The following is a 14174-nucleotide window of genomic DNA, read 5'->3' on the forward strand; positions in this document are numbered from 1 at the left end:
TGTAGGCTTCTACTTGTGATTTTAAGTCCCCTGATTCGTTAAAATTATCCCAACTTATGTGGTCTAAAAATACAACGTTTTAAATTTAACAATTATTTCTCCTCTTAACATTGCTTTACACATTTAGGTTTTGCCTCGCCCACCTACTTAATAGCTCTAGAAAATTGTTTAAAAACACCGGATCCGACTAATAGGGATACACATTGGAGTGCCAGAAACGGGGTCTGTAACAATTTGGGAATCTAGCCCAAAGACTTCTTGCACAGTAGTTTTACTCATTACTTCCTCCGGCGTACCATAACTATAAACCCGACCTTGCTTTACTGCCACCACACAATCTGCATAACGACAAGCTTGGTTTAAATCATGTAGCACCATCACTAAAGTTCTGCCATGATTTTGGTTTAATTCCCACAGCAAGTCTAAAACTTCAATTTGATGTGCCAAATCTAAAAAAGTTGTCGGTTCATCTAATAGTAATATATCCGTATTCTGCGCCAAGGCCATTGCAATCCAAGCCCGTTGTCGCTGTCCCCCAGAAAGGGTATCTAACTCACGTTCAGCAAATTCCTTCATTCTAGTGGTTTCTAAAGCTATTTCTACAAACCGTTCATCTTCTTTAGTCCACTGTTGCATCCAATTTTGATAAGGAAATCGTCCACAAGCTACTAAGTCCCTGACGGTTAAACCTTCTGGTGCAACTGGCCCTTGAGCCAAAATGCCTAATTGTTTAGCAACATCTTTTGTGGATAACTTAAATAAATCAGCCGCATCTAAATAAACTGTGCCTTCGTGGGGTTTCAATAACCTGGCTAACCCCCGCAAGAGTGTAGATTTACCGCAGCCATTAGCACCAACCAAGGCAGTAATTTTTCCTTGGGGTATAGTTAAATTTAAATTTTTTACTATAGTTACACCGTCATAACCTAAAGTTAAGTTATTGGCTGATAGTTGATGTTCAACCTGAGTATCTAATTTCATTTTTTTCGAGTCTTTACTAATAGATAAATAAAGTAAGGAGCGCCAATTACCGCAGTCACAATCCCACAAGGAAGCTCCACGGGTGCGAAAACAATTCTGCCCAACAAATCAGCCACGACTACAAGCATGGCTCCACATATCGCAGATACGGGAATTAACCCTTGATGATTGCTACCTACTAACTGACGGGCAATGTGAGGCGCAATTAATCCCACAAACCCAATGGTTCCAGCTGTGGCGACTGCTGCACCAGAAAGCGCAGCACTAATCAATATTAAAAAACTGCGTTGTGACTCAACGCGACTACCTAAACCTTTTGCTAATTCATCACCTAAAGCTAAAGCATTTAATGGTGGGGCGCTGGCTAAAGCTAAGGGGATAAATACTATCAACCAAGGTAATAAAGCTAGTAGCTGTTCCCAACTGCGACCATAAACACTCCCAGCTAGCCAAACTAAAGCTTGACTAACATTATGAATATTACCAAATGTCACTAAGAGATTAGTAAAAGCCCCAGTGACAGCAGAAATTCCCACACCAATTAAAATCAGGCGAATCGGATGAGTACCACTATCCCACGCTAGTAGGTAAATGACTATAGAAGCAGTTAAAGCACCACCAAAGGCGGCTATAGGCAAACTTCCCGCAGGTAAATCGGGAAATAGCACAATCAAAGCCACAGCCGCTAAACCAGCACCTGCATTAACTCCAATAATACCTGGGGCGGCTAAAGGATTTCTGGTGATGCCTTGCATAATCGTTCCCGAAGTTGCTAAGGCCATCCCCACCAGTGCAGCTGTTAAAGTTCTAGGTAATCTCAGGGTTTTAATTACAAAAGCATATTCAAGATTTCCCGTATCTATGCCCAAAACTGTTTGAATTACCGCTAGGGGTGGTGTGGGATATTCACCAATGGAAGTGCTAATTACCATTGTGACTACAGTAATGATGACTAGAATGAGTAAAACAATGGGAACACGTTTTTGCAGGCGGAAAGAAATCGGAAATTTTTTGGAACGAAAAACTAAGCTGTTATTCCTCATTTTTTGATTTTATATTTGGCTAAATAAATGAAGAATGGCGCACCCACTAAGGCGGTCATAATCCCCACGGGAATTTCTTGGGGTCGAATTACCAATCTGGCAAAGATATCTGAAATTAATAGCAGGATGGCACCGAAAAGAGCGCTGTAAGGCAAAATCAATCGGTAATCTATTCCAACGAAGAAGCGGACTATATGGGGAACAATTAAACCAATGAATCCAATCCCACCAGCCACCGCTACTGCACTACCTTGAAGCAGAAAAACACTAATGGCGGCGGCAATTTTTATCCATAGAGTTTGTTGCCCTAATCCTTGGGCGATATCTTCTCCTAAACTCAGAATGGTGATTTGTCTTCCTAGCAGAAATGCCAAGGTTAAGCCAATACAAATATAAGGCAATACTTGACCTATGAGACTGGCATCAGCACCGGCTAAGGAACCTGCTAACCAAAAGCGAATTTCTTCTAATGTGCGTTGACTGACGATTAAAATGGCGGTAATCAGTGAAGCCAGTAAGGCGCTAATCGCTGCGCCGGCGATAGTCAGATTTAGAGGTGTGATCCCACTGCGACCCAGGGAAGCTAGGAAATAAACGCTGATAGCAGTAATTCCCGCACCTGCAAAGGCATACCAAATATAAACACTGGGTGCAGATGTCCCAAAAATAAAGATGGCGATGACCACAGCCAAGGATGCACCAGCATTAATTCCCAAAATGCCTGGGTCGGCTAATGGGTTGCGGGTTATACCTTGCATCAGTGCGCCAGATACGGAAATTGCTGCACCGACTATGACAGCGAGGAGCGATCGCGGTAGTCTAACTGTACGAATAATTAAATGATCTTTAGAGCCATCAAAGTCAGTCAAGGCTGTATAAACAGTATCTACAGAAATATCTGCTGCGCCAAGAGTAACGCTGAAAATTAAGCATATTAGGAGAATTAGCAATCCTAAAACTAAACCCGCAACGGGTACAGTTAAAGACTGTAAAAATCCTCTGTTTAAAGAAAAAGTCGATTTACTCATATATTTGATACTTATTATCAGGAAAGTCTAAAATGGTTGATAATATTTGTCAAGTATATGTAAAATTAAATAATATAAATCTCAGTTACTGCTGACAGGACTCAATTGCAAAATGCAATAAGTCTGTTTTTCAAAGAAAAGTATGGCAAATATAATTTCCCGAACGGACTATAAACGAACTTGGGAACAGATTAACTAAAACACCCAATATCCAACGAAAATATCTCATTAGAATTAATTCCCAAAATGGAAGGTAATGCTATTTTTCTCATACTAGGAGGACACAAAGAATTAAATCTGCAACAATTCACTAATCATCCCTAAAGTGTAAAAATATACGCATAAACCTTTAAATAAAAATATCTGTCCAATCGAACACTCTCGTCACCGTAGTCCATTTAACTTTTTGGTTAACTTGATGGCTGGTTTAGCCGCTTACACCTATTTGCCCAAAAAACCTTCCATTGATATTTACCCAAAAGATTTGCCTGCTCTACCTCCTGCCATTTTTTAGTTCCGTCGAACTCACGTTCAGTTAATAATTTATTTGGGCTAATTCATTTCTCACATTCTCCAGCATCACTTGATACATAGGATCTTGTAAACTATTTCCAAAATCTCCATTTAAGTACTGCTGTAAAAGTTTTTCAGCCGCTTTGTAATCTGCCATTGCACTGGCTTTATTATCTAAATCACGGTACATATTACCTCTGAAAAAGTATTGATCAGCATTGGGGCTACTATCACCAATTAATTGATTTAAATCGGAAATTGCTTTCTGTTTTTCCCCTAACTTTTCATAAGCCCTAGCCCGGTTCCAATATGCACCATGACTAAAACCAAACCTACCTGTATTTTGCCTAATTACTTCGCTATAGTCCGCTAGTGTCGCCTCGAAGTCTATGCTATTTAATCGCAATGACTTTTCTTCTGCTGTGTAGGATTGCAAAACCCACAGCTTTTGATGATTGCGGCGAAAACATTCGACTCGCTGACGCTTAGTGTTAATTATGACGTACTCTTGTAGAGTTTCCAGTAGCTGATAATCGGCGAATTTATCCCCCCGGTCAAAGGCTTCCGTGGAATCGGATAAAACTTCTACAATTAAAGTAGGAAATCTTTTATACGCTGGGGTTTCTTGGTCTCTTTGGTCGCAAGTTACCATCACGTCGGGATAGTAGAAACGATTTAGGGATTCAATTCTGGCTTTCATGTCAGCAATGTAAACGCGACAACCTGAACCGCGTACATGATTACGGAGAAGTGCAAACAGGTTTCCCGCAATTGTAACGTGGGAATCCAGCGCCCCCGCCATTGCGTAGATATAGCCATCAATATATTCGTGTTTGATGTCATTTTGCTCCTCCATCTCTAAGTATTCTTCAGGAGTGATGTAAATTTCCGGGTTAGCAACCATATTTAGAACCTCAAGGTATAGACTTTATTACTGGGGTTTCATCCCCAAGCCAGAAGTAAAAGGTTTTCATCCTATCTAACATATATAGCAACCGCCAAGGAGGTAGGGAAAATCCTGAATCCTTCCCCCTTGCTCCCTGCACCCTTGCCTCTTTTGGTCATGCATGAACTATTTGAGACTGTATTAAACGGTGATAAAAAAATTAGTTTACGTCAGTTTATTTTGGAATTAAGCGCTACCGATAAACGTTACTTTTTAAGAAACGAGATTTTACATAATTTTTCCGACTTCTGTCATCAATACCAAAAGCCTACTTACTTTTATTATTCTTCTTCTATTGGTAGACTAATTCATAACACCCATGAAATAATTTTAGAAGAAAATGGCACTTGGTTTGTGGTTCGTCCCAGGATTGCTAGTCAAGAAGTATGGCGACTGAAACCCGATTTTTCTGGATTTGAGTGGATGACAACCCAAGCATGGTTAGATATCAGCGATCGCCTCATTAACCGCTATCAACCGCACATTCTGGAAATCGATTTCCAACCCTTTGCGGAAGAATCCACCAGAATCAGTGACCCCAGAAACATTGGTCAAGGTCTAGCCTTTCTCAACCGTTATCTGTGTGATCAACTATGTCACGACACCCATCATTGGCTAGAGTTGATATTTCAAGCATTATATCGACTAACTTATGATCAAAAACCTTTACTAATTAGCGATCGCATTCCCTCCGGTCTTCACCTAGTCAAACAAATTAAACAAGCCCTACAATTCCTGAATCAGCTACCCCCAGAAGAACCCTATGCTAACTTTCGTTCTCACCTCCAAGAACTCGGTTTGGAACCAGGGTGGGGTAACACAGCTAGACGCATATCCGAAACCCTAGAACTTTTAAAACAACTGATTGACAATCCCCAACCAGCCATTTTAGAAGCCTTTGTCGCCCGTGTCCCCGCCATTTTTCGCGTCGTTCTCGTCTCCATACACGGTTGGGTTGGTCAACAGGATGTTTTAGGTAGAGATGAAACACTCGGACAAGTGATTTATGTCCTAGAACAAGCCCGCACCCTAGAAAATAAACTCCAAGCAGAAATTAAACTTGCTGGACTGGACTTAATCGGGATTCAACCCCATGTAATTATTCTCACCAGACTCATTTCTAACTGCGAAGGTACAGAATGTGATTTGCGACTAGAAAAAGTCCACCACACTGAAAATGCTTGGATATTACGGGTTCCCTTTGGGGAATTTAATCCTGATATTACCAACAATTGGATTTCTAAATATGAGATTTGGCCTTATTTAGAAACCTTTGCCATTGATGCCAAAAAAGAACTATTAACTCAATTTCAAGGTTGTCCAAATCTAATTGTGGGCAATTATAGTGACGGTAACTTAGTCGCCTCCCTGCTTTCCCGTAGCCTGAAAGTTACCCAGTGTAATATTGCTCATTCTTTAGAAAAACCTAAACATTTATTTAGTAATTTATATTGGCAAGACTTAGAACATCATTACCACTTTTCAGCACAATTTACTGCCGATTTAATCAGCATGAACGCTGCTGATTTCATTATCACCTCATCTTATCAAGAAATAGTGGGTACACCAGAAACAATGGGTCAATATGAGTCCTACAAATGTTTTACCATGCCCCAGCTATATCATGTGATCGATGGCATTGATTTATTTAGTCCTAAATTCAACATGGTTCCGCCGGGAGTCAATGAGAAAATATTTTTTCCTTACCGCGAAAAAGACAGGCGATATCCTGAATTGACCACCAAAGTACACGATTTGCTGTTTACTCAGAAACATCCCCACATTTTAGGACATTTAGATCATCCTGATAAACGACCAATCCTCACCGTTGCGCCCATCACCTCAGTTAAAAATCTCACGGGTTTGGCAGAATGTTTTGGTAAAAGTCCGGCTTTACAAGAGCATTGTAACCTAATTTTTATCACCAGTAGACTCTATGCAAATCAAACGAATAACTTAGGAGAAACCGAGGAAATTCAAAGACTCCACGACATAATTAATCAGTATCATCTTCACGGCAAAATACGCTGTATAGGGATGCGCCTTCCTAGTGTTGAAGTGGGAGAAGCCTACCGAATAATTGCCGATTATCAGGGAATTTATGTTCACTTTGCCCGCTTTGAATCCTTTGGTCGCAGCATTCTGGAAGCGATGGTTTCCGGCTTACCAACCTTTGTCACTAAATTTGGAGGCGCATTAGAAATTATTGAAGAGCGAGAAGATATATTTCATATTAATCCTACAGAATTAGAAGAAACAGCGCAGAAAATTTTGGCTTTCATTGAGCAATGTGAGCATCAACCAGAAAGGTGGATAGAACTTTCCCAGGCGATGAGCCAGCGCATTCATAATAAATACAATTGGAATTTAAATACAAGTCAATTACTATTACTTGCGAAAATATTTAGTTTTTGGAATTTCGCTGCTCCCGAAAATAATACCGCCAAAAATAGATATTTACAAACTTTATTTCACCTAGTTTTTAAACCCAGAGCCGAAAAGATTTTAGAACAGCATTTGCGAGATTCGGCTATGCTCCAAAAATAAGTAATTTTCATTGATAATTCGGGATTTAGCGCAGGAATTGACAATGAATAAGAAAAGCCATCATCACCATTATATCTATACAGATTGGATATTAATAGAGACTCATTTTGAGCCGGAGCAGTTGCATTCTAGAGAAACAATTTTCACCATTGGGAATGGATACCTGGGAACAAGAGGTAGTTTTGAGGAAGGCTATATTTGGGGATTACCAGCTACTTTCATTCACGGTGTCTATGATCATGTTCCTGTAGTTTATACAGAACTGGCTAATTGCCCAGACTGGCTACCATTAGTATTGACTATTAATGGCGACAGGTTCCGTTTGGATCAGGGGGAGATATTGCAGTATGATCGGCAACTGGATTTACGCCAGGGTCTTCTCTCTCGTTCTGTGCGTTGGCGCAGTCCCAGTGGCAAAACTATAGATATCAACTTTGAACGCTTTGCCAGTTTAGCTGATCAGCACGTATTAGGACAGCGCTGTGAGGTAACGCCTATAGACTTTGATGGATTGATCGAAATTGAGGCTAGTATTAACGGCTACCCAGAAAATCAGGGTTTTAACCATTGGGAAGCCATCGACCAGGGTAAAACTGAACAAGGAATCTGGCTAAATAGCCGAACTCGTGGTTCCCGAATTGATATTGGTATGGCTGCAAAAATAGTCATATCCGGGGGAACGGAAGCGGCTTTGCACGCACACACAGCCCCTGGCTACCCTACCTTAAGTGCAACTTTTTTCGCTACATCACAGCAGACGGTGATCCTAGAGAAAATCGTTACAGTTTTTACCTCACGGGATGTTTCCCAACCAGTTTTAGCAGCTCAAGAAAAATTGGCGCAGCTACCAGACTATATAACTTTGCTACAAGCCAGCACCGAAGCATGGAATCAAGTTTGGCATGACAGTGATGTGGTGATTTCGGGGGATAGTAAAGCGGCTTTTGCCGTTCGTTACAATCTCTTTCAACTGCTAATTGCTGCACCGAAGCATGATGAAAAAGTCAGTATTCCCGCTAAAACTCTTTCGGGGTTTGGCTACCGTGGTCATATTTTTTGGGATACAGAAATTTTCATTCTGCCCTTTTTAACTTTTACCCAACCAGCTCTAGCGCGTAATTTACTGAGTTATCGTTACCACACTTTAGATGGAGCGCGACGCAAGGCATCCCATTATGGCTATAAAGGGGCGATGTATGCTTGGGAAAGTGCTGTTACAGGGGATGAAGTTACACCACGTTGGTCACTTCCTAGCGATTTTTACGGTGAAGATATCAGAATTTGGTGTCGTGATCACGAAATTCACATTAGTTCTGATATTTCTTATGCTGTGTGGTATTACTGGCAAGCAACTGGTGATGATCAATGGATGCAACAGTACGGTGCTGAGATTATTTTAGATACAGCCATCTTTTGGAATAGTCGAGTTGAGTTTAATCCGGAAAAAGACCGTTATGAAATTCGGGGGGTAATTGGAGCCGATGAGTATCACGAGTTTGTTCACAATAATACCTTCACTAACCGGATAGTGCAGTGGCATTTAGAAAAAGCTCTGATAGTGAATGATTGGCTGCATCAATCTTTCCCAGAACAAGCTCAGGAATTAGAGCAGAAGTTACAACTTACGGCTGAAATTAAAACTCAATGGTCAGATATCGTCGCTAAACTTTGGATTCCTTATGACGCTGAAACGGGATTAATTGAACAGTTTGAGGGGTTTTTCCAATTAAAAGATATTAACTGGAATGACTATGAATCACGCACCCAGTCGATGCAAGGGATTTTGGGGATTGAAGAAACTAATAAGTTGCAGGTACTGAAGCAGCCAGATGTATTGATGCTGTTGTATATGATGCGGGAATTAGGAGATTTTCCCTACAATCAAAAATCATTACAAGCAAATTGGGATTATTACGCGCCCCGCACTGATATTACTTATGGTTCCTCACTTGGCCCGGCAATTCATGCGATTTTAGCTTCAGATTTAGGCAAATCGGCGGAGGCTTATGAACTGTTTATGCAAGCTGCAATGGTGGATCTTGAAGATCTCCGAGGTAACGCGGCGGACGGTATTCACGGGGCGAATGCTGGGGGAATTTGGCAAGCTGTGGTGTTTGGTTTTGGTGGAATTAAACTCACGGAAAGTAGCCCTGTGGCTCATCCCCATTTACCCAAGGGGTGGACAGGATTGAAGTTTAAATTACACTGGCGCGGAAAATGGCATGAGTTTGATTTACGTCCCAAACAAGTCCCCCAGGAGGAAAGCAACAACGGATTTATCTTATTTGCTCCTTCGTCTTCCCACACTTCTAAGATTCAAGGGGTAATTTTTGATTTAGATGGTGTGTTAACTGATACAGCAGAATATCACTATCAAGCTTGGCAGAAATTAGCCGATGAGGAGGGTATGGAGTTTAATCGGCAAGATAATGAGGCGTTGCGGGGGATATCCCGTCGGGCTTCTCTGATGCTGATTATTAAGAATAGACAATATTCTGAAGCCCAAATTCAGGAAATGTTGGAGCGTAAAAATGGTTACTATGTGGAGCTAATTAAAAATATTACACCCCAGGATGTGTTACCGGGTGCGATCGCTTTATTGGATGAGTTGCGAGAACAGGGTATAAAAATCGCCATCGGTTCAGCCAGCAAAAATGCTCAGGTGGTTGTAGAACGTTTGGGAATTGCTGATCATGTGGATGCCATCGCAGATGGTTATAGTGTACAACAACCGAAGCCAGCCCCTGACCTGTTTCTCTATGCAGCCGAGCAAATAGGAGTCCCACCGGAGCAATGTCTAGTTTTTGAAGATGCGGCGGCGGGTGTGGAAGCTGCTTTGGCTGCTGGGATGTGGGTTGTAGGTTTAGGCCCCTCGGAACGGGTGGGTGCAGCTCATGTTGTTTTACCTAGTCTGGCCGGTGTGAGGTGGGCGGAGTTGCAGCAGCAACTGTTGGAAGGAAATAACGAACCGCCAAGTCGCCCGCGCGCAGCGATGCCCGGAAGGGCTGTAGGTCGCCAAGAGAAGAAGGAAAAGGCGGGTAAGGATTGATAAGTTTTTAAAGGAGACGATGTGATGTCTAAATCAGGAAGAACACGGGAAAGACTGCAATCAATGAGAAATATTCCTCAGCAACTCATTAACTATATCTCAGAAGCAGTTAGTAGAATTTTTAGTCCCAGAGATGACGACTATCCAGCCACAGGAGTTCAACCCTTTGAAGGAGATCCCCCTGATAAAAAAAACGACTAAAACCTCCGCGTACCTCTGCGTTTAAACCAAAGCCTTCAGCAAAGCCTGAAGTTTCAGCTGTACCTCAGCAAATTCTTTTTCTGGATCGGAACCGGCGACGATACCAGCACCAGCATACAACCTCGCGCGATCGCCATCTATTAAAGCTGAACGAATCCCCACAATAAACTCACAGTTACCCTTAGCATCTATCCAACCCAAAGGTGCAGCATATAATCCCCTCTCAAACCTTTCATAACGCCGAATTTCTGCACAGGCAAAATCTCTGGTAGCACCGGCCACGGCTGGGGTAGGATGCAGTTGGGAGACTATCTTTAAAGGGTGGACATTAGGGGGAACAATAGCTGTAATTGGTGTCCATAAATGCTGGATGTTCGATAATTGTCTTAGCCGTGGGGCTAATTTCTGGGGTAACAAACCTAGCTGGGTGAGGCGTTGAGTGATAAAATCAATGACTAGAGAATGTTCATGTCTTTCTTTGATACTATTTAATAAGCGATTGGCATTGGCCGCATCTTCAGCAGGTGTTTTACCTCTGGGTGCAGAACCAGCTAAAGCATCAGAAATTAACTCTTGATTATGAATAGTAATTAATCTCTCTGGACTAGCACCAATAAAGTTCTGTCCCTTACCGTTGCTGGTAGAAAAAATATAACAATTAGGATGTGTTCGCCGGAGATTATTTAATGATTTAAATAAATTAAAATAGTTACTAGATTTGACATCTAAGGCATTTGCCAGCACAATTTTAGTTAAATAGCTAGAGCGAATTTTCTCGACAGCAGATCCCACCGCTTGTTTAAAATCTTCAGCATTAGTTACAGACCGTTTGCGAAATTTATTTGGTAACTGCTCTACATTTGCCGATAAATCTTCTAAAGTCTGAATTTGGTTGATTTTATCCTGCAAATCCTGCAAGATATTTTCTACGTTTGTGCTGGCTTGGATAATGATATTGTTGACTAATATACAGTGTTTATTTTTAATACCTATTTGCCAACGAGGTAGAAAAACTGTAGCTGATGGAAATGGGTAATCTATTTGGGCATTTTGATCAAAAAAGCTGAAATAACAAAAAAAGTGTGCGCCTGCAAAATTTGAGTGATTGTCACCAAAGTTTATAATATTTTTTAGACAAGATTTGATATAATTTTCAGCCTGTTTAAAACGATCTTTGCCATCAATTTCTAATTTTGTCACGGTATCGATGGCGGCGATCGCTTCTTTTTTACCCTGATTCTCAAAGTAAAAATTTATTTCATTTGCTTGCGTAAGTTTATCTAGTACCAGTAAGGGATCTACCCAGTTAATCTCCAGCGAAATACTCACAATTTGCCGACAATTATTGTTGAAGCAATTTTCCTGAACGTTTAACAGAAAATTGTATAGGTCTTTGTGTTTGACAAAGAAGTTGCTGCGACATGGTGAAACTGTCATGGATCTAGCAAGAGTAAACTTTTTTTAAGTTAACTTCCTAAAGTGTAATTAAACGTGGTCGTATTTCTACAGGTAACATATTCAGTTGCCACTTTACCAGAGTATAGTTTGTTGTATTTATGGTATTCCTGGATGTTGAACATCCATCTCTGGCTTTGATTTGCAGCTAAAAAGTGAGTGTTACTAACGAAAGGTGAACCAGCCACAGGAAATTCCCTAAGTGTGGCACTTAACTAGTATTTAGTAAAGCCCAAAGTTCCCACTGTGGAATTAGGTGCAAGGGTGCTGGTGTGTCTCGAAAGTGTAAAATTTTATGTATGGGTAAGGTTACTGTAATCTCATTAATCACGGCTGATGACTACAAAGCAGGTTTTCAATCCTCAGATTAAATTATGGATGGCGGCAATTAAACCGCCAATGTACAGCGTTGCTATTATGCCTATTTGGGTAGGAACAGCAGTGGCTTTTGCAGAAACCCAGAGTTTTAATTTAGGAGTATTTGTTACTTTTATAGCAGCGGCAATTCTAATTTTAGCCTGGGAAAATATCAGTAATGATGTCTTTGATTCGGAGACGGGAATTGATCAAAATAAACATCATTCTTTAGTAAATTTAACTGGGAATAAGTTATTAATATTTTGGTTAGGAAACCTGTGTTTGGTTTCTGGGTTGTTGGGAATAGTGGCGATCGCAATTTGGCAAAAAGATTTTACTGTCATCGGCTTAATTCTGCTGTGCTGCGCTTTGGGCTACACATACCAAGGGCCACCCTTTCGCTTAGGATACCAGGGTTTGGGCGAAATTATTTGTTTTTTTGCCTTTGGCCCCTTGGCGATCGCCGCAGCATATTACAGCCAAAGTCAAAGCTGGTCAATGACTAGTTTAGCAGCCTCGGTGATTGTAGGTATTGCCACCAGTTTAGTTTTATATTGCTCCCATTTTCACCAAGTTGAGGATGACATCGCCGCCGGCAAGCGATCGCCTGTAGTGCGTTTGGGTACGGCAAAAGCAGCAAAACTCCTCTATTGGTTTACTGGTAGTATTTATCCCCTGATTTTGCTATTTGTTTTATTGGGTATGTTCCCCGTGTGGACTTTGTTGAGTTGGCTGAGTTTACCTTTTGCTTTCCAGTTATGTCGCCATGTGCAGCAAAATCATCACATACCAGAAAAGGTGAGTAATTGTAAGTTTATTGCGGTTAATTTACATTTTTTCTGTTGTTTTCTATTTGGTTTGGGGTTTATGTTGGGACGTTGATCAAGAATTTTTATCACGCAGAGGCGCATACTTCGACTTTGTTCAGTAAGAGAGTTTTAAAAGTTTTGGGTGAATTAATTCGCTACTACACAAACTTAGTCCGCGCAGGCGGACTAAGGTACAGAAACCTGAAACCCAAGCAGGTGGGTTTTGCCTGTATAGCCGCGATTTCTAATCGCCAGGGCTATTTATCAAGGATATGTTGAAAACTGTGTCTAACGGTTATCCCTTTGATTTTCGTTGCTATCGGCGGCGGTTTTTGCAGCCACTAGTTACTAGTCATGGGATTTGGCATACCCGTGAGGGTATCATTATTAGTCTGGGTGGCTGTGCTTGGGGAGAAATTGCCCCTATTAGTTGGTTTGGATCGGAAACTCTAGAACAGGCTTTAGATTTTTGTCGCCAATTACCCGCAGATATTACAGAGGAGATGATTTTCTCCATACCGGATAATTTACCCGCTTGTCAATTTGGCTTTGAGTCCGCGTTGACGGAAATGAAGAGTTGGGAGAACAAGCAAAATTCTTCCCCCCTGCCCCCTGCCCCCTGCCCCCCTGCCTCTTTACTACCATCTGGAGAGGCGGCGTTAAATCAGTGGAAAAAGCTGTGGAAGCTGGGATATCGCACGTTTAAATGGAAGATTGGGGTGGATGCAATTTCTCAGGAATTGAAAATTTTTGACTTATTGACGCGGAGTTTACCACCTGCTGCCAAATTGCGATTAGATGCTAATGGGGGACTCAGCTATGAGGAAGCGAAATTGTGGCTGGAGATTTGTGATAATATTCCGACAAATATTGAATTTCTTGAACAACCATTGCCTGTGTCCCAATTTTCAGAGATGTTGGAATTGAGTGCTGCTTTTCAGACTGCGATCGCCTTAGATGAATCTGTCGCCACACTCCAGCAACTTCAGCACTGCTATCAACAAGGTTGGCGAGGAATTTTTGTGATTAAACCAGGGATAGCCGGTTCACCCTCTCGTCTGCGACAATTTTGCCAAAAGCATCAAATTGATGCCGTATTTTCCTCAGTATTTGAAACAGAAATTGGCAGAAAAGCAGCACTCCAACTAGCAGCAGAATTATCTCAGCCAAATAGGGCTGTTGGTTTTGGCATCAACCATTTTTTAGAGGGTTAAAAACTTTTGGACAATCTTTTAACCCGCGCAG

10 protein-coding genes and 2 pseudogenes are annotated in these 14174 nt (G+C 41.4%); 6 read left to right on the plus strand and 6 right to left on the minus strand.

The genetic code is table 11. The annotated features are described in order from the left end of the window. Positions 1-168: 168 nt before the first annotated feature. The 3 genes from ACM0OP_RS11140 to ACM0OP_RS11150 are packed head-to-tail and all read right to left on the minus strand — an operon-like array spanning position 169 to position 3052. Positions 169-981, minus strand: a complete 813-nt coding sequence (locus ACM0OP_RS11140; protein ID WP_414528472.1) for an ABC transporter ATP-binding protein — start codon at positions 979-981, stop codon at positions 169-171. After that, positions 978-2024 (minus strand): FecCD family ABC transporter permease, encoded by a 1047-nt coding sequence (locus ACM0OP_RS11145; RefSeq protein ID WP_414528473.1) that lies wholly within the window; start codon positions 2022-2024, stop codon positions 978-980. Before ACM0OP_RS11145 ends, ACM0OP_RS11140 begins: the two co-directional genes overlap by 4 nt. Then, the gene (locus ACM0OP_RS11150; RefSeq protein ID WP_414528474.1) at positions 2021-3052 is read right to left on the minus strand and encodes a FecCD family ABC transporter permease; all 1032 of its coding nucleotides are present in this window, start codon (positions 3050-3052) and stop codon (positions 2021-2023) included. The genes ACM0OP_RS11145 and ACM0OP_RS11150 overlap by 4 nt, the downstream gene beginning before the upstream one ends. Before the next feature lie 355 nt (positions 3053-3407). On the opposite strand from ACM0OP_RS11150, the pseudogene ACM0OP_RS11155 reads away from it, so the two are divergent. After that, positions 3408-3566: pseudogene (locus tag ACM0OP_RS11155) on the plus strand (IS982 family transposase); the annotation flags it as partial. A gap of 21 nt (positions 3567-3587) precedes the next feature. On the opposite strand, the gene ACM0OP_RS11160 reads toward ACM0OP_RS11155, so the two are convergent. Next, a complete protein-coding gene (locus ACM0OP_RS11160) occupies positions 3588-3917 on the minus strand; it encodes a hypothetical protein (protein WP_414528510.1) in 330 nt (109 codons plus the stop codon). Continuing rightward, positions 3915-4469 (minus strand): annotated as a pseudogene (locus tag ACM0OP_RS11165) (Uma2 family endonuclease); the annotation flags it as partial. The pseudogene ACM0OP_RS11165 and the gene ACM0OP_RS11160, both read right to left, overlap by 3 nt. Before the next feature lie 159 nt (positions 4470-4628). Between ACM0OP_RS11165 and ACM0OP_RS11170 the strand changes: the two are divergent. The 3 genes from ACM0OP_RS11170 to ACM0OP_RS11180 are packed head-to-tail and all read left to right on the plus strand — an operon-like array spanning position 4629 to position 10308. Continuing rightward, positions 4629-7058, plus strand: a complete 2430-nt coding sequence (locus tag ACM0OP_RS11170; protein ID WP_414528475.1) for a sucrose synthase — start codon at positions 4629-4631, stop codon at positions 7056-7058. 43 nt (positions 7059-7101) lie between these two features. Next, entirely contained in the window at positions 7102-10107 is a 3006-nt protein-coding gene (pgmB, locus tag ACM0OP_RS11175) for a beta-phosphoglucomutase (protein WP_414528476.1), read from the plus strand. 24 nt (positions 10108-10131) lie between these two features. After that, on the plus strand, positions 10132-10308 hold the full coding sequence (locus ACM0OP_RS11180) for a hypothetical protein (RefSeq protein ID WP_414528477.1): 177 nt from the start codon (positions 10132-10134) through the stop codon (positions 10306-10308). Positions 10309-10329: 21 nt separating this feature from the next. Here the strand turns inward: ACM0OP_RS11180 and ACM0OP_RS11185 are convergent, their stop codons facing one another. Next, entirely contained in the window at positions 10330-11745 is a 1416-nt protein-coding gene (locus ACM0OP_RS11185) for an isochorismate synthase (RefSeq protein ID WP_414528478.1), read from the minus strand. A 354-nt stretch (positions 11746-12099) separates the two neighbouring features. Here ACM0OP_RS11185 and menA point away from each other — a divergent pair, with 354 nt between their 5' ends. Further along, positions 12100-13002 carry a 2-carboxy-1,4-naphthoquinone phytyltransferase gene (gene menA / locus ACM0OP_RS11190; RefSeq protein WP_414528479.1) on the plus strand — a complete coding sequence of 301 codons (903 nt, stop codon included), beginning with the start codon at positions 12100-12102 and terminating at the stop codon, positions 13000-13002. 199 nt (positions 13003-13201) lie between these two features. After that, positions 13202-14143 (plus strand): o-succinylbenzoate synthase, encoded by a 942-nt coding sequence (locus ACM0OP_RS11195; protein ID WP_414528480.1) that lies wholly within the window; start codon positions 13202-13204, stop codon positions 14141-14143. The last annotated feature ends 31 nt before the right edge of the window (positions 14144-14174 follow it).

Source organism: Nodularia chucula CCY0103 (assembly GCF_963923915.1).
Lineage (GTDB): Bacteria > Cyanobacteriota > Cyanobacteriia > Cyanobacteriales > Nostocaceae > Nodularia > Nodularia chucula.